Source organism: Paenibacillus sp. TAB_01 (genome assembly GCF_043945595.1).
GTDB lineage: Bacteria > Bacillota > Bacilli > Paenibacillales > NBRC-103111 > Paenibacillus_S.
The window spans coordinates 5,233,922-5,250,822 of sequence record NZ_JBIFNP010000001.1 but is presented as its reverse complement, the minus strand read 5'-3'; the positions used below and the strand labels follow the sequence as shown (position 1 = coordinate 5,250,822).

Genomic DNA, 16,901 nt, shown 5'->3' with positions numbered 1-16,901 from the left:
CTTAAATCAGGCGAAACGGCGGAAATCATCGATACATGGGGAATTGCACGAACGTGGTGCAAGTTAAAAACAGAGGACTGTCAAATCATATTCACAATGGCTGAATCCATTGAATCTATCGTCAGTAGTAGTCTTAATAAAAAAACGAAGTCTCGGAGGTAGCCATGATCAAAATCAATAAGTTGGAAATCGAAAACGTAAAACGCGTCAAGGCCGTGAAGATTGAGCCGACCAGTGCGGGCTTAACAATTGTAGGCGGTAACAACAATCAAGGCAAGACCAGCGTATTGGATGCCATTGCCTGGGGGCTGGGCGGTAACAAATACCGTCCTTCACAAGCTGAACGGGAAGGGTCGGTCGTGCCGCCTTATCTTCACATTGTGCTCTCAAACGGTCTGGTTGTCGAGCGGAAGGGGAAGAACAGCGACCTTAAGGTTATCGATCCGAACGGCCAGAAGGGCGGTCAGCAACTACTGGATAGCTTCGTGGAAGAACTGGCTATTGACCTGCCAAAATTCATGAATGCCACCAGCAAGGAAAAGGCTAATATTCTGCTGCGTATTATCGGCGTTGGTAACCAGTTGCATGAGTTGGAAGTCAAGGAACTGGAGATTTACAACCGGCGCCATGCCATTGGACAGATTGCTGACCAGAAGTCAAAATTTGCGAAAGAGCAACCGTACTTTCCAGACGCACCGAAGGAACCAATCTCGGCGTCGGAGCTGATTCGTCAACAGCAGGAGATCCTGGCTCGGAATGGAGAGAACCAACGCAAAAGGCAGCGGGCCCAGCAAATACAGCAAGAGTTTGAAGTGCAAGGGCGAGAGGTCAACCGATTAACGGCGATGCTAAATGCGGCCCAATCCAAATACACTGAACTGCAACAAGATTTAGCAATCGCTCAAAAGGACGCTATCGATTTGCTTGACGAGTCGACGACAGAGCTCGAGGCCAACATCCAACAGATCGATGAGATCAACCGTAAAGTACGTGCTAATCTCGACAAGGACAAAGCCGAGACTGACGCGAGCGAATACAGAGTGGAGTATGACAAGCTATCTGGCGACATCAATGCGGTCCGCCAGCAAAAAACTGAACTTTTGACAACTGCTAACTTGCCTCTGCCGGGTCTGTCCGTAGCGGACGGTGAACTGGTTTACAACGGGCAGCATTGGGATAACATGAGCGGTTCGGATCAGCTCAAAGTATCCACAGCTATTGTGCGTAAGCTCAAGCCTGATTGTGGATTTATCCTCTTGGATAAGCTGGAGCAAATGGATCTGAAGTCGCTGAATGAATTTGGGCAGTGGCTGGAACAGGAAGGGCTGCAGGCCATTGCAACGCGCGTCAGCACCGGGGAAGAGTGTAGTATTCTCATTCAAGACGGTTATGTTGTTGGTCAAGAAGAAATTGAGTTTCAGCAAAAACCAGGTGAGATCGATGCAGGTCCAACTTGGAAGGCAGGCGAGTTTTAAAATGGGCACGTTTATCGACCTAGTAGACAAACGATTTGGTCGTTGGACTGTGATCAAAAAATCGGATTATGTCGGAAACGGCACGAAGCCATGTGTTCATTGGGAATGCTTATGTGATTGTGGTGAAACACGAGAGGTTATGGGAAGTAGCCTTCGCTCCGGAGTTTCTCAATCCTGCGGATGTTTTCAGCGAGAACGAGTGGCGGAAGTAAACAGCATAGTGCACCGTACGCATGGCGGTACTAGAAAAGAACGCTTATATCGAGTTTGGCGCGGGATGATAGATAGGTGCTATTATCCCACACACAATAGGTATCCTGATTACGGCGGTCGAGGAATTCACGTTTGCGATGAATGGAAGAGTGACTACGCTGCCTTTCGCGAATGGGCTTTATCAGCTGGATATGATGCTGATGCTCCCCGCGGAAAATGTACTATTGATAGAATCGATGTGAACGGTCCATATGCTCCTTGGAATTGTCGATGGGTTGATTCTATTACGCAAGCAAACAATAAACGGAATATTTTGAAAGCAGGTGAATTTTAATCATGGAAGTCATCAGCGGAAAGGTTCAAAAGGCAAAGAAGGTCGTGCTTTACGGCCCCGAGGGTATTGGTAAATCATCGTTGGCCGCCCAGTTCCCGCGTCCGATCTTCATCGATACGGAGGGCTCTACAACGGAAATGGACGTTGAGCGGCTGCTGAGGCCGACTAGCTGGGAAATGCTCCGGCAACAAGTCGAATGGGTGAAGCAGCAAGGGAACAGGTACGGTTCGCTCGTCATTGACACGATAGACTGGGCAGAAATGTTGTGCGTGAGCTTTGTATGCTCGACACATAACAAAAACGGTGTAGAGGATTTCGGATATGGCAAAGGGTACGTTTATGTAGCTGATGAGATCGGAAGATTCCTGAACTTTTTGAGCGATGTCGTAGATTCCGGCATCCATGTTATCCTTACTGCCCACGCGCAGATCATCAAATTCGAACAACCTGACGAAATGGGGGCATACGACCGTTATCAACTCAAGCTTGGGCAAAAGACCGGTTCGAGGACTGCGCCGCTCGTCAAGGAATGGGCTGACATTGTTCTCTTCATTAATTATAAGACGTTTTCGGTAGCCACGGATAAGGAAGGCAAAAAGAATAAAGCGCAAGGCGGCGTACGGACGATCTACGCAACGCATCACCCAGCGTGGGATGCCAAAAACCGCCAAGGGCTGCCTGATGAGTTTCCGTTGGACTATGCCCGCATTGCCCATATCTTCAATGCTACAAATACAGGCCCAGCAGTTGCTTCCCAACCGACAGTACAGTCTAATCCGATCACACTGCCGCCTGCTGAGCAACAACAGCCAGAGCCGACGCCGCTGTCGCAGCAACAGGCCAACACGTCGCCGGCAAGCGGTCATGATTTGAACCCGAATATCCCGCGGTCGCTCCGGGATCTGATGGTCCGAACATCAGGTGTCAGAAACTGATATTCAAATCGTAGTGAGCCAAAAAGGTTATTATCCAATGGATACTCCGATTACCAACTATGATGCCGGATTTATCGATGGGGTTTTGGTTGGAGCATGGCCGCAAGTATTTGGCATGATTCAAGAATTCAAGAAGAATCTTCCGTTTTAATAAAAGGAGGGCATTCGAATGGGTTGCGATATTCATTTGCACGTAGAAAAGAGAGTCGATGGAAAGTGGACTCAGATTATCGGCATCAATGAGCCAGAAATCAAATATTTGGAGAATACGATTGCAGACATTAAGGCGCGCGGAGAAAAGGCTGATTATTGGGAGCGTCTACTCGAAGAAGAAAAGAATGGAACTTCTGGATTCATTTATGATGGCCGCCATTACCTGCTGTTTGCACTACTTGCCGGAGTTCGTAACCAATATGAAATTACCCCAATAAGCGAACCAAAATGTATGCCTAACGATGTTTCGTCTGAAATAAAGAGTATATCTGAGGAATGGGGCTGCGATGGGCATAGCCATACATGGCTCACCGCCAAGGAGCTGACCGAATTTGATTGGTCTCAGACTGTCGTACAAGAGGGCTGGGTATCCGAGAATCAATACCAAGTTTTTATGGAAAGGGGGAGACCAGAAAGCTGGAGCGGTGGTGTCGGCGGCGGCAGGGTGAGACACGTGTCTAATACGGAAATGAACCGCATCCTGAAAGAGAAATACCCATGGGAGGAGAACGATTCGTTCTACACCCTTGTGAAATGGGCCCTTCCTTATTCTGAAATTGTCGGTTCCTTCTACTCTTGGTCGGTTCCCAAGATGAAAGAACTCGCCGGCAACGATCTTGAAAGCGCAAGAATCGTATTCTGGTTCGATAATTAAATTACAACTTTAGGAGGACTTATAGATGAGTCAAAATAATGAACGCGAATTGGGCTGGGACGATGAGATTCAAAAAGAAGGTGGAGAGTTTTCCGTCGTCCCGGCTGGGGATTATAACTTCACGGTTACGAAATTCGAACGTGGTCGCTTTACAGGCAGTGACAAAATGCCAGCATGCAATCAGGCCAAGCTGGAGCTGACCGTGCATTCACCAGATCATGGAGACGTCGTCATCTTCCATAACCTGTTGCTCCACACGAAGACAGAAGGTTTTCTGTCCAATTTCTTCGCCGGAATCGGACAGAAGAAGAAGGGCGAGCCTCTTCGCATGAATTGGAACGCGGTTGTGGGAGCTCGTGGACGTCTGAAATTGGTAATCAACAAGTTCACTGGGAAAGATGGGGTTGAGCGAACGAACAATGAGGTCAAGACATTCTATGCCGCTGATGATACTCCAGTAGTACACCAACAGCAGCAGCCTCAATACAATAACCAGCAGAATCAATACCAAGCTCCATTCCCAGGTGGAAGTCAACAGCAAACCGGCGGATTCGTCCCTGGTCAGTTTTAGATAGTAACTGTGAGGAGATGCCAAATGAAAAAGAAAAACCACTTAATGCTAGAACAGATTCAACCCGGCAAGACATACATGATGGATAGCGGACGACTCCGAACTGTGGAGAAAATCGCTTTTGATAGGGTTGGACGAGAAAGGGTATGCTATCGACCGATTTTGAAAGGTGAGAAATTGGGATCACCTACTTTTTGCCTCATGAGCACGTTCGCAGTGAAGGCGCTTCGGGAAGTGTCAGATAAAAATTAGGAGGGCACCATGGAACTTAGACCATACCAACAAGCGGCTCGGAACTCCATTCAGAACGATTGGAGAAGTGGCGTAAAAAAGACGCTCCTGGTGCTTCCTACAGGCTGCGGCAAGACAATTGTATTTTCAAAGGTCATCGAAGACCGTGTAAGGCTGGGCGAGCGTGTGCTCGTCCTGGCCCACCGCGGTGAGCTGCTGGACCAAGCTGCTGACAAACTGGCCAAATCGACCGGCTTGGGATGCGCGACAGAGAAGGCGGAACAGACATCGATAGGCAGCTGGTTCCGGGTAGTCGTAGGCAGCGTTCAGACAATGATGCGCGATAAACGACTGCAGCAATTTAAAAAAGACTTCTTCGATACGATCATCGTTGATGAGGCTCATCATTGCATTTCTGACAGCTATCAGCGCGTGCTGCAATATTTCGATAACGCCAACGTTTTGGGCGTGACGGCCACGCCGACCGCGGAGACATGCGCAACCTTGGATCATATTTCGAAAGTCTGGCCTACGAATACACGCTGCCTAAAGCGATCAAAGAGGGCTATCTGAGTCCGATCAAGGCGATGACCATTCCCCTGAAACTGGATCTATCCTCGGTAGGTCAGCAAGGTGGCGACTTCAAGAGCAGTGACCTAAGTACAGCGCTTGACCCTTATCTGGAATCGATTGCTGCAGAAATGTGGAAAGTAGCCAAGGATAGGAAGATCGTCGTCTTCCTGCCATTGGTGAAAACTAGCCAGAAATTCACGAATATTCTGAATTCTATGGGGTTCCGGGCGGCGGAAGTCAACGGTGATTCGCAGGATCGGGCAGAGATATTGGAAGACTTCGACAAGGACAAATACAACGTTCTGTGTAACTCCATGTTGCTGACGGAGGGCTGGGACTGCCCGAGTGTCGACTGCGTCGTCGTTCTGCGGCCTACCAAGGTCCGCAGCTTATACAGCCAGATGGTCGGGCGCGGTACCCGGCTGCATCCTGGAAAAACGGATTTATTGCTGCTCGATTTCTTGTGGCATACGGAACGCCATGAACTTTGTCATCCGGCGCATCTCATTGCGGAGAATGAAGAAATTGCCCAGGCCATGACTAAGCAGATCGAAGAGGCCGGCATCCCGCTGGATTTGGAGACAGTAGAGAAGCAGGCTGCTGAAGATGTAATCTCGCAGCGCGAGGAAGCGCTTGCTAAGCAGCTTGAGGAGATGAAACGACGGAAGCGCGCACTGGTTGATCCGCTGCAGTTTGAAATGAGTATCCAAGCGGAGGGCCTGTCCAGTTACGTCCCGGCCTTCGGATGGGAGATGGCGCCGCCAAGCGATCAGCAAATCAAGACGCTCGAAAAAATGGGTATCATGCCTGACCAAGTTGACAATGCCGGTAAAGCATCGAAATTGCTGGAGCGTCTTGATAAACGCCGGACGGAAGGATTGACCACGCCGAAGCAGATTCGTCTTCTCGAAGGTAAAGGGTTTGAGCATGTGGGGTCGTGGTCATTTGAAACGGCTAAGAAGCTGATAGACCGGATCGCAGCCAATGGCTGGCGGGTACCGGAAGGCATCAATCCAAAAGAATATCGTGGGGAAAATAGCCGATAGGCGGTGTACAGTTGAAAACTGGAACAATGAGTTACTCAAGGAGACAGGCCAATTTTATTCGGAGGCTACCGGGAAAAACGAGGGATGAACACATAAGACATTTCATTGCATCTTGTAACGTTGACCAGCTTATTCCGTTCGTGAAGATTATTGAACATGATGATAATTTTCGTGAAGTCGAGTACTTGATTGAGATTCCGCATGTAACAAAATGAATAGGGGAACCCGCGGATGAACGGTGAGAGATTTTGTGAAAAGTGCGGTATGAAAACTCATATCAAGTATTTGGGAAAATGGTTATGCAGCATACACTTTCACGAGCTTTTAAAAGAACGTCGTGAAACGGGCCAGTTCGGGAAGTAATTTAATGAATAAAGGGATATTGAAATTTGAGGGTGATACTTTCACTAATTGCTTTCGTGACAATGCAAAACTTTCTTGAACTTTCAAGGTGAAGAAAAGACACATAAAACGACATAAGGAGAGAGATAAAAGTGGAAAAAGAAGATCTGTATAAAATGTCAAACTTAGGATTGCTGTTAGAGTACAAAGACTGTCTTATTGCTTCGGAACGTAATGAACTTGATAGCGAAGGTCAATCAAGATTATGGGAGATTGAAAGTATTATTCAAAGCAGAATGAGCGAAGGACACACTGATGAAGATCTTGAGGATGAGTTGGAAGAAGAGCTTGAAGAAGAATCCGAGGAAGAAGATTAATACGCAGTACGAATATTAACCACACTTTCAGACATTTTTTGAGAATGAGTGAAATTTAGTGACTAACCCCACTTTTTTCACCTCAAAAGTTCAATACCCGTTTTACTTGATAAAAAGATTGTTCTTTGTCGTGATTGCAATAAAAGACGTCTTGCAACTAAATGAATAGGGCGGTGTACATGATTGGGCACTTACATGTTTTCGGTAGTTCCGAACGATGAGGGAGCAATTGAGTGCGTCGCTCAGGATTTCGGCGTCGTGATCGAGTTCAAGATCACAGAGCAGGATCTACAACGTATGATGCGATCGATTTATCGCTGGAAAGCCGAGCAAGAAACACAATGAATACGGAAGGACATGAGGAGGGTAAATATGTCGATAAAATGTTTTGAATCCGTGACAGAGGCAGTCAGACACTTAAAAAGCAATCTACCTGAAGACATTCACGAAGCAGTGTTTTTGATGTACTACGAAGATCGAGACTCATTTTTTGTTTCTGATGACACAGATGACCTTGAAAAACAAATTGATGAGGATTTCTACTCATGGGGTTATGACGGGGACAATCCCGAAGAACATGCTGCTAAATACAAAATATGGTCATATGTTCAAAACGAAAACAAAGATAAATGGCCGGTTCTTTATCGGGACTATAAGCGAACATCACTTTCTAAACAGCATCTTCGTGGCAAGGCGAACGCAGCTGGAGAAGTAATTGCAAGTTTCTCTGTTAGCAAATACTGATGGACAGGTTGAATATTAAAGGACTTGGGAGGGTTATGAGTGTTTGAAAAACTACTGGATAAATGGTTTTCAAGTCATTGGAATATAGGCAAGCGAGTAACGATCTTCGGAAGGAATGCCATGCATTGGGGAGTCACAATTCGCACGAAAAAGTATGGGTTCATTTGTTTCCGACTCCCATTTACATGTTTCGGAAGATGGTGGCCGTTGTACTTTTATTGCAGTCCAAACGCAACGCCATGGGCGGCGACATTCATGATCGGCAGGAAACATGATTCGCGCGATTGGGCATTATCCCGCGTCCGCCGCGTCCGTCTAGGACATAACTTTTATTATGACTCCGAAAATGACGAGAACGGAAACTATGCCGAGCTGCGAAAAATCAACAACAGCTTATGAACACCGACTGAATATTGAGAGAAATGAGGTAATCCAATTGGATAAATTAGGTGATAATCACATTAAAACGTTGCATGCGCTGTCTGACCATACTTTCAAAAGTCCGACTCATTTGGCTGGAGAAGTATTTCCGGAAAAAGGGACGACATGGAATATAGAACGTGGAAGCTCGAAGATGTCTCCCATATGCAAGTCGCTTGTAGCTCTTGGTTACGCTGAACGATCTAACCGCGGGCACTATCGGTTGACTTTGAACGGTAAGACGAGATTGCGCGAACAGTCTGAATACGGAAATACATGAGGTGATGAAATGAAGCAACTGCTAAGGGAAATCATCGTTGATAATTTTGCTGGGGGCGGCGGCGCCAGTACTGGCATTGAACTGGCCATAGGACGAAGCGTGGATATCGCAATCAATCACGATCCGGCTGCCATCGCTATGCATAAGACGAATCACCCAGACACCAAGCATTACTGTGAATCTGTTTGGGATGTTCCGCCTTTGGAGGCTACCGGTGGGCAACCAGTTGCTCTCGCCTGGTTCAGCCCGGATTGCAAACATTTCTCCAAAGCCAAGGGCGGAAAGCCCGTGGAAAAGGAAATCCGCGGTCTCGCATGGGTCGCGGTCCGGTGGGCAGCGACGGTTCGGCCCCGGGTGATCATGCTGGAGAACGTCGAGGAGTTCCAAACATGGGGACCAATCAAAGACGGACAGCCTGATCCAAAGCAGAAGGGCCGGACGTTCCGGAGTTTCGTCAACGCGTTGCGGCGGATCGGATACGAGGTTGAATGGCGAGAGCTCCGAGCATGCGATTACGGCGCGCCTACGATCCGCAAAAGGTTCTTCCTTGTCGCCCGATGCGATGGACAGCCGATCAAGTGGCCGCAGCCGACGCATGGCGATCCGAACAGTATCCAGGTCAAGAAGAAGCTGCTAAAGCCATGGCGTACTGCAGCAGAAATCATTGACTGGTCGATTCCGTGTCCTTCGATCTTCGAGCGGAAGAAGCCGCTGGCCGAGAATACGATGCGGAGGATAGCCCGGGGTATTCAGCGGTTTGTGATTGAAAATCCCCGTCCATATATCGTACGGTTCGGACAGACGGGATTCGGCGGTGATCGGCTGCAATACGAGATTGAAAAGCCGCTGACCACGATCACCACGAAGGCCGAACACATGCTGATTACTCCGTTTATTTCGCAATACCATACGGAGACAGCCGACCGGGTACGGGGACAGACAATGGATAAACCGCTCATGACGCTGGACACATCAAATCGTTACGGACTGGTATCTGCCTTCATCGCCAAGCACTACGGCGGCAATTATACGGGGCCAGGTACATCACCGGAACAGCCGTTGTCGACCGTCACAACCACGGATCATAACTCGCTCGTCACGGCTCACATCGCAAGGCATTTCGGGGAATCGGTGGGGAGTACGATGGATGAACCCATCGGAACGGTCACCGCCGGCGGCGGCGGAAAGTCGGCTTTGGTCTCCAGCCACCTGATCAAGATGAAGGGCGACAATATCGGGCAGCCGGTTGAAGAACCGCTGCAGACGATTACGGCCGGAGGACTTCACTTCGGAGAGGTCAGAGCGTTCTTGATGGCCTATTACGGTTCCAGCATTGGGCAATACATGGAGGAGCCACTGCATACTGTGACAACCAAGGACCGTTTCGGGCTAGTAACCATAGAGGGAACAGAATATCAGATTGTTGATATCGGCATGCGGATGCTGGAGCCCCATGAACTATTCGCAGCTCAGGGATTCCCGCCGGAATACATCATTGACCGCGATAACACTGGAAAGCCATACCCAAAGACGGCGCAGGTGGCGCGCTGCGGAAACTCGGTACCGCCGCCATTTGCAGAGGCGCTTGTCCGATCGAACCTGCCGGAATTGTGTGTCGACCTGCCATACCAGGCGGAACATCAATTGGCAATGCAGTTAATGTGATGGGAAAAGAAACTTTGCTGTTATAGAGAGCAGTGCAAAAGCAACAGCGACGGCAAAGCAGCTGACAAATATTTTCTTCAATATAATATTCACCTCGTCCCCTGATCTGTATAAAGGTTGGATGATTTTCGGAAGGAAATGAACATTACTGGAAATGACATAAGAAAACCCTTCCATTAAGGAAGGGCCGCATCGCTGAAGCCAAGGATGCTAGCAATAATTACAATTATTGCAATCAAGACCCTTGGTGCGATGCTGAACTCGTAGTCTTTTGACTTAAAGTTCATTCTCATCACGCCCTTTCGGTAGAAGTTGGCTCACCAGCTCCTCCTAAATGGGTTGTAGCGCCGAAATGGGCGTAGAACTAGAATACCAAATTATTACTATAATTTGCAATCCTATCAAATCAGGGAGGACTAATGGAAAATAAACTCGACCTTATTGCTTTGCTGGCTTACGTCGATCCTGTCTACCTAACTTATCAGGAATGGGTCAATGTAGGCATGGCGCTCAAATACGAAGGCTATACGGCTGCTGACTGGGACGAGTGGAGCCGGCGGGACAGCGGGCGGTACCATCCCGGCGAATGCTTCAAAAAATGGACCACGTTTGAGGGCTCCGGCATACCCGTAACGGGCGCTACGATTACGCAAATGGCCAAAGATAACGGTTGGATGCCGCGTTCTGCCGATCGTGAGGAGCCGAGAACTAGGCTGGGAAGACGAGATAGCTGCTGCCGGGGAATATGTCGTCGTCGATAAAAACTGGATCGAAGGCAAAGAGATCCACGAGCCGGCCGTCTGGAATCCGGTCCAGCAGATTACTACCTATTTGGAGACGCTGTTTGAGGCGTCCGAGAACGTCGGCTACGTCACGGACACATGGCAAAACGATGATGGCAAGTATCTGCCTACGAAAGGCGCCTGGGATCGGACGGCCGGCGAGCTGATCCAAAGACTGAACCAAAGCAATGGTGATATCGGTTCTGTGCTGGGAGATTATGACCCGGCAGCAGGGGCCTGGATACGATTTAACCCGCTCGACGGCAAAGGCGTCAAAAACGAGAACGTCACCGAATTCAGGTACGCCTTGGTGGAATCCGACACGATGGACATTGAGAAGCAAAATGCGATTATGCGTGAGTTGGAGCTGCCGATTGCCGTCCTGGTTTACTCTGGCGGGAAGAGCCTGCATGCCATCGTTAAGGTCGAGGCGGCCAATTATGACGAGTATCGTAAACGCGTTGATTATCTGTACAACGTCTGCAAAAAGAACGGACTCAACATCGATAATCAGAACCGTAACCCGTCCAGGCTGTCACGTATGCCGGGTATTGAACGGAACGGGAAAAAGCAATTTATCATCGATACGCATATCGGCAAAACGGGCTGGGCCGACTGGCACGAGTGGATCGAGGGCATTAACGACGACCTGCCGGATCCGGAGAGCCTGACGGACTTTTGGGACAATATGCCGAAGCTGGCGCCGCCATTGATCCACGGCGTGTTACGGCAGGGGCACAAAATGCTGATGGCCGGGCCGTCTAAGGCCGGCAAGAGCTTCGCACTCATCGAGCTCAGTATCGCCATAGCTGAGGGAGTTAAGTGGTTGGCATGGCAATGCACACAGGGAAAGGTGCTGTATGTCAATCTTGAGCTTGACCGGGCCAGCTGCTTGCATCGCTTCCGGGACGTCTATACAGCGCTCGGGCTGCAGCCTCATCATATATCCAATATTGACATCTGGAACCTGCGGGGGAAGTCGGTGCCTATGGACAAGCTGGCTCCTAAGCTGATCCGGCGTGCTGCTAAGAAAGGCTATATTGCCGTCATCATCGACCCGATTTATAAGGTCCTCACCGGAGACGAGAACAGCGCTGATCAGATGGCTCATTTTACGAACCAGTTTGACAAAATTGCTACGGAGCTCGGCGCCGGCGTTATTTACTGCCATCACCATTCCAAGGGGGCCCAGGGCGGCAAGAAGTCGATGGACCGGGCCAGTGGAAGCGGCGTATTCGCCCGGGACCCGGATGCCCTGATCGACCTCGTGGAGTTGGATATAACGGAAGAGCTGCTGAAACAAGAAGAAAACAAGGCCATATGTGCCGTGTATCAGAAGTTCTTTGATAATTTCAACCCTGAATATGTAGTGAACTGGATATCTCAGGATGACCAGCTCAGCGCTAAGGCAATGGAGGATCACGCTAAGCGGGCGATTCCAGGCCAGATGGCTGCTGTACAGGAAACCATCCAGCAGGCCGTCAGAAGCGTTCGTATCCGGTCCGCCTGGCGCGTAGAGGGCACGCTGCGGGAATACCCGAAATTTGAGCCAGTCAACATGTGGTTCCAATATCCGATTCACAAGGTGGACAGTGTCGGCAGCCTGAAGGATATCGATCCCGAAGGGGACAAGCCGGCTTGGCAGAAGGCTGTCGGCAAGCGGAAGGACAATGCGAAGGAGCAGCGCAGAAGCAAAGCCGAGGAATTCGCGGACGCGGTGAACAATTGTAATATGGGTGATCCCCCAACATTAAAAGATTTGTCTGAATGGTTTTCTTCTACCGGAAAAACGATTGCCGAACGGACAATCCGGGATTGGGTTGTGAAATTCGGATATATGATCGACAAGAATAACGGTGGTGTAGTGGTAAAAAAAGAAGACGATGACCATTAAAATCCCCGCAATAAATCCCCGCAATGTTGCGGGGAAAACATAAATTCATAGTCGCCGCAACATTGCGGGGATTAGAAAACTATGGTGCCCGCAATGTTGCGGATTTCTTGCGGGATTCGGTACGTCATAGTGCCCGCCACAATGCGGCGGGGAACCTTATATATAAATATATAAGGATAAGGGACGGGGTATAAAAATCCCCGTCCCCCTCCCCTATATTTATGACGCAAAACCCCGCCGACAAAAGTTAAAAAATGGAAGGTGACGACATGGGACAATTGACACGCAATATCCAGAAGTGGGCAACTGTTAGAGAGCTACATACAGCAGATCCGAATAAACAGATTCTGAAACTTGGAGAAGAGTTCGGTGAGCTTTGTGAAGGGATGGCAAAGGGCAAACCTGATCAGGTCAAAGATTCCATTGGTGATATATACGTGGTGCTCACGATTCTGGCGATGCACCGATGCGGGGAGATGGTAAACGGCGTGTTCGTCAAAGAGAGTGATTTGTGATGACGGAATTCTTTATGCCGATGAAACCGCCGACCGCCACGCATCAGGAGAAGCAGGTGTCCTGCACGAGCGGTAAACCGATATTCTACGAGCCAGCCGACCTCAAGGCCGCGCGGGCGAAGCTGACAGCGCACCTCGGGCGGCATGTGCCTGCGAAGAAGTATACAGGTTCACTGCGGGTGATCGTGAAATGGCTGTTCCCGATTCCTGAAGGGAGCAAGCATTACGACGGAGAGTGGAAAACGACAGTTCCTGACACGCACAATCTGAATAAGCTGCCGTTCGACATTATGACCGATCTTGGCTACTGGAAGGATGACGCCATTGTGGCTAGCGAGATCATTGAGAAGTTCTGGGCAGCGAGGCCGGGCATCTACGTCAAGATCGAGGAGCTGTAGCCGATGGATTATAAGGCATTTTTCGCGGACGTGCTGGACTGGATCGGCCAGGCCAACCAAGCGGCTATGAAGCACGGGATGGAAAGCCCAGACTTTTGGGCGTGGGTGACGGAATCGACTGGCGGGCTGTGTCGAAAATATCAAGACAACCGTCTCGCTATTAAGCAAATGATGACACTGGTTGAATGGCTGGAAGAGGTCTACGAAGCTCGAAAGGGGATAAAGAACGATGGCGCTAAGGAAAATTGATCCGTATTTCAACGAGATTCCTTGGGAGATCATTTACGATGATTCCGGACGGCCCATCGGAGAAGTGTTCTTGATCCCCTTAAAAGAACGATCGCCTATTAAATTTAAACGGAAAACGAAAGCTGCTAAATAGGGTGGGAGGGCATTACATTGCTTAATATCGTCGTCATGGTTAAGGGCAGCGGCTACAGACCGGTAAAAATAGAGCCTCGAATGCTTGCGGATATGGCGGGAGAGATATCCAGATATGGATCAACCATGATCTACCTTAAAAGCGGACCCCTTGAGGTTGCAGGCTTTTATATGGCGGGAAAAAAAGCGGGAGATCGTGTCATTATCCTCGGTGGAGAAGACAAAAGAGCTTGAAGACCACCGAAGGGAGTCCCTATTTCTAGCGTATTCGGAATTCACATGTTTCTTTCAGAAACCGGTCACCGTTAATCGTTACAGAATGCTCGGTTTGGGCTTCAATGCGGCCGCCGTAGTCTAGAATACTGCCATTCTGCCAAACAGTGACGTAGCTTTTATTGTGAATGGCGGCCGTAATATGCTCGCTGGTGGTAAGAACAAATCCGGATCTAAACAAACAAAATCACCTCGCATTTATATTAACAAAATGGAAGTCTTTTGAAAATAATGAAACTGGAGGTTTTCCGTGAAAAAAGTGGAGCAATTACTCTCCAATGAGGCTAACTTGATTGAGGCGATGAGGGCGGGTAAAGACGTCAAACAGGCCGCTCAAGCGATTGGCATCACCCGAGAAGCCGCGTATCTCACGCTCAGAAGATTGGTCCAATTCGGCCTTATTCAGCGCACAGGACATAAGAAAAACTATCGTTATACCATTTTGGATAAGCCGTATGAGGTCGTTAAGCGAAGAAGCGCCTTAGGGCTTGAGACGGAGGGGCGGCAGGCAGACGAATCCCTTGAGGAGCTGATGAATACTCATTTCACTCCGGGACAATTAGACTTTTATAAAAATCATAGCGAATTGGACCGCAGGGGTTTAGCAAAGCAAATAGGCATGACTAAGACGCAGCTTAATTTTGCAATTATCAATGCAGGTCTGGGTAGTGGAGAGAAAATCAGAAAACAAAAATAAGCGGAGGCATAACATGGCAGAGTGGAAACAAGAAGTTTTGTATGTAAGACGCAATGAAAAAGGGCATATCATCGAGATTGAAGAGGAAACGCCTCAAGGCTTTGAATCCGATAAGCAATGGGTGCAAGTGAACAAGACCAAAAAGGTACCAGATCAACAGTTCCGTATCATAGGCGATTAATTCCAAAATAAGTAAATCAGGGGGAGGGCGCTATGAACGAGCAACAAGCAATTAATCAGCTGAACGAGTATCGTCAAAAGCTGGCCCGTTTGCAGGTATTAAGCACGTACGATGTAGGTGCGGGGCTCACCGTGTCAAGGTTAAACGAAGACGACCATTTACAGGAATTACATCGAAAGTTGAGAGGGCTTCCGAGCTACATGTATCTGAGCGAGCGAGAGCAGCGCTTGGAAAATTTGGCACATGCATACCTCGCGAAATACCCAGCTGGCATTCGATCTCAGCTTTTTGAAATTAGCGATTGTCAGTCCGCCGATGATGAGGACGAGCTTTTGCTGAATGAGCTGCGCGAAAAGATTAAGCGGGTGTTTGCAGCGCGCGGGTACGATTCGCGAAATGATATCGATGCAGTGCTGAATCGAGTCGCGGAGTTTCAGGATTTACAAAGCGATCTCAACAAGATAGATACAAAGCTGGGAGCCTTAGAGCAGTATAAGCCTGAATACGCAAAGCTGCTGCGTTTAAGATATATCGACGGCCTAAATGCCGGTGAAACAGCAAACGCCTTAGGGATTGTCCGGCGAACCTTCGAGCGGTGGAAACCCAAGGCAATCAAGGAATATATTAATCTGTCGTAAACAAGTCGCATTGATGTCGTATTTATGTCGAACATTGTCGAATCAAACCGTGCTATTATGATATCATCAGCAGAAATGTAAATTATGGTTTTCGGAATTCGATAGAGCCAAAAAAGCACCCATCGAGGTGCTTTTTTCATTTTTACAGCGGAGGTGGGTGATATGTAGTGGCAAGAGCACGGAATCCCAACCGGGATAAAGCTTATCAAATTTGGCTTGAGCATCAAGGAGACATTACCAATCGTCGGATTGCCGAGTTTCTGGGTGAAGATGAGAAGGTCATTGCAGTATGGAAACAGCGCGATAAGTGGAATGTTGTACAACAATCGGATGAAAGTTGTACAACAAACAATATATCATGGGCGGCTATAGAGACCGAGTATGTCACCGATATTCGCAAAAAACCTTGTACGCTTGAGAGTCTATCCAAAAAGCACAACATCCCCTTTCAAACCATCAAGGAATATGCGGGGCGGCATATCTGGACGGATAAGCGAAAACAGCATCATACAGCTGTCATACAAAAAACGTCTGAAAAAGCTGCGGACATCATAAGCGACGATATCGCTAAGGTGACGGCCAAGCATTTTCGAATATCAGACAAACTGCTCTCAGTGGTTGAGAAATCGTTGAACAGCCCGAATGAGTTTCACACGATCGTCGAAAAGCTGCGAACTGGCTACGGCCCTGGCGAGTTTAGAGAAGAAATTGTGACTGAAGTGGTTGACTCTCTAAATGACTCGAAGCTGCTGAACGTCGTGAACGCATTTGAGAAGCTCCAGCGAGCTCAGCGGCAAACGCTGCGCATACTTGACGAGAAGGATAAGCAGAAGCTCGAGATCGATAGGCTAAAGACTCCTGACAATACAGAAGGCGAGACCGAGGATGACGGCTTTATCGATGCTTTGAAAGGGAAATCTGCTGAGGTTTGGGACGATGAATAATATGCAATACCTCTTGATGAGAGGATTTCATGAAATAATCGCCCTAAAATCGTATAAATATTCGATATAGGCATCATTTTTACATGATTATGCACTGAATAAGGCTGAAACAGCTTTAGTATTG

Annotated in this window: 20 protein-coding genes; all 20 read left to right on the top strand. The window is 48.5% G+C overall.

The features are described from left to right. Nucleotides 1-164: 164 nt before the first annotated feature. The 20 genes from ACHHV8_RS25635 to ACHHV8_RS25540 all read left to right on the top strand — a co-directional run bounded on the left by ACHHV8_RS25635 (nucleotide 165) and on the right by ACHHV8_RS25540 (nucleotide 16,777). Nucleotides 165-1,475: an AAA family ATPase gene (locus ACHHV8_RS25635; protein WP_395162228.1), complete on the top strand. Its 1,311-nt coding sequence runs from the start codon at nucleotides 165-167 to the stop codon at nucleotides 1,473-1,475. A gap of 549 nt (nucleotides 1,476-2,024) precedes the next feature. Beyond that, nucleotides 2,025-2,957, top strand: a complete 933-nt coding sequence (locus ACHHV8_RS25630; protein ID WP_395162227.1) for an ATP-binding protein — start codon at nucleotides 2,025-2,027, stop codon at nucleotides 2,955-2,957. 169 nt (nucleotides 2,958-3,126) lie between these two features. Beyond that, nucleotides 3,127-3,825 (top strand): hypothetical protein, encoded by a 699-nt coding sequence (locus ACHHV8_RS25625; protein ID WP_395162226.1) that lies wholly within the window; start codon nucleotides 3,127-3,129, stop codon nucleotides 3,823-3,825. 25 nt (nucleotides 3,826-3,850) lie between these two features. Continuing rightward, a complete protein-coding gene (locus ACHHV8_RS25620; RefSeq protein ID WP_395162225.1) occupies nucleotides 3,851-4,396 on the top strand; it encodes a hypothetical protein in 546 nt (181 codons plus the stop codon). Between the two features lie 261 nt (nucleotides 4,397-4,657). Then, a complete protein-coding gene (locus ACHHV8_RS25615) occupies nucleotides 4,658-5,200 on the top strand; it encodes a DEAD/DEAH box helicase family protein (RefSeq protein WP_395162224.1) in 543 nt (180 codons plus the stop codon). Continuing rightward, nucleotides 5,122-6,246, top strand: coding sequence for a DEAD/DEAH box helicase (locus tag ACHHV8_RS25610; protein WP_395162223.1), 1,125 nt, complete (start codon nucleotides 5,122-5,124; stop codon nucleotides 6,244-6,246). The genes ACHHV8_RS25615 and ACHHV8_RS25610 overlap by 79 nt, the downstream gene beginning before the upstream one ends. A gap of 494 nt (nucleotides 6,247-6,740) precedes the next feature. Continuing rightward, on the top strand, nucleotides 6,741-6,965 hold the full coding sequence (locus ACHHV8_RS25605) for a hypothetical protein (RefSeq protein WP_395162222.1): 225 nt from the start codon (nucleotides 6,741-6,743) through the stop codon (nucleotides 6,963-6,965). Nucleotides 6,966-7,337: 372 nt separating this feature from the next. Then, complete coding sequence (locus ACHHV8_RS25600) at nucleotides 7,338-7,709, top strand: hypothetical protein (RefSeq protein ID WP_395162221.1); 372 nt, start codon at nucleotides 7,338-7,340, stop codon at nucleotides 7,707-7,709. A 255-nt stretch (nucleotides 7,710-7,964) separates the two neighbouring features. Continuing rightward, complete coding sequence (locus ACHHV8_RS25595) at nucleotides 7,965-8,108, top strand: hypothetical protein (protein WP_395162220.1); 144 nt, start codon at nucleotides 7,965-7,967, stop codon at nucleotides 8,106-8,108. A gap of 310 nt (nucleotides 8,109-8,418) precedes the next feature. Then, on the top strand, nucleotides 8,419-10,074 hold the full coding sequence (locus ACHHV8_RS25590) for a DNA cytosine methyltransferase (protein ID WP_395162219.1): 1,656 nt from the start codon (nucleotides 8,419-8,421) through the stop codon (nucleotides 10,072-10,074). A gap of 419 nt (nucleotides 10,075-10,493) precedes the next feature. Beyond that, complete coding sequence (locus ACHHV8_RS25585; RefSeq protein WP_395162218.1) at nucleotides 10,494-10,835, top strand: PriCT-2 domain-containing protein; 342 nt, start codon at nucleotides 10,494-10,496, stop codon at nucleotides 10,833-10,835. After that, nucleotides 10,768-12,750: an AAA family ATPase gene (locus ACHHV8_RS25580; RefSeq protein WP_395162217.1), complete on the top strand. Its 1,983-nt coding sequence runs from the start codon at nucleotides 10,768-10,770 to the stop codon at nucleotides 12,748-12,750. Before ACHHV8_RS25585 ends, ACHHV8_RS25580 begins: the two co-directional genes overlap by 68 nt. 269 nt (nucleotides 12,751-13,019) lie before the next feature. Beyond that, on the top strand, nucleotides 13,020-13,265 hold the full coding sequence (locus ACHHV8_RS25575) for a MazG-like family protein (RefSeq protein ID WP_395162216.1): 246 nt from the start codon (nucleotides 13,020-13,022) through the stop codon (nucleotides 13,263-13,265). Then, nucleotides 13,265-13,663 carry a RusA family crossover junction endodeoxyribonuclease gene (locus ACHHV8_RS25570; RefSeq protein ID WP_395163627.1) on the top strand — a complete coding sequence of 133 codons (399 nt, stop codon included), beginning with the start codon at nucleotides 13,265-13,267 and terminating at the stop codon, nucleotides 13,661-13,663. Before ACHHV8_RS25575 ends, ACHHV8_RS25570 begins: the two co-directional genes overlap by 1 nt. 3 nt (nucleotides 13,664-13,666) lie before the next feature. Beyond that, on the top strand, nucleotides 13,667-13,912 hold the full coding sequence (locus tag ACHHV8_RS25565) for a hypothetical protein (protein ID WP_395162215.1): 246 nt from the start codon (nucleotides 13,667-13,669) through the stop codon (nucleotides 13,910-13,912). A gap of 150 nt (nucleotides 13,913-14,062) precedes the next feature. After that, nucleotides 14,063-14,278 carry a hypothetical protein gene (locus ACHHV8_RS25560; protein ID WP_395162214.1) on the top strand — a complete coding sequence of 72 codons (216 nt, stop codon included), beginning with the start codon at nucleotides 14,063-14,065 and terminating at the stop codon, nucleotides 14,276-14,278. Nucleotides 14,279-14,567: 289 nt separating this feature from the next. Further along, complete coding sequence (locus ACHHV8_RS25555) at nucleotides 14,568-15,014, top strand: hypothetical protein (protein WP_395162213.1); 447 nt, start codon at nucleotides 14,568-14,570, stop codon at nucleotides 15,012-15,014. Between the two features lie 13 nt (nucleotides 15,015-15,027). Further along, nucleotides 15,028-15,195 (top strand): hypothetical protein, encoded by a 168-nt coding sequence (locus ACHHV8_RS25550; RefSeq protein WP_395162212.1) that lies wholly within the window; start codon nucleotides 15,028-15,030, stop codon nucleotides 15,193-15,195. 32 nt (nucleotides 15,196-15,227) lie between these two features. After that, complete coding sequence (locus ACHHV8_RS25545) at nucleotides 15,228-15,833, top strand: ECF-type sigma factor (RefSeq protein ID WP_395162211.1); 606 nt, start codon at nucleotides 15,228-15,230, stop codon at nucleotides 15,831-15,833. 167 nt (nucleotides 15,834-16,000) lie between these two features. Further along, entirely contained in the window at nucleotides 16,001-16,777 is a 777-nt protein-coding gene (locus tag ACHHV8_RS25540) for a phage terminase small subunit-related protein (RefSeq protein WP_395162210.1), read from the top strand. The last annotated feature ends 124 nt before the right edge of the window (nucleotides 16,778-16,901 follow it).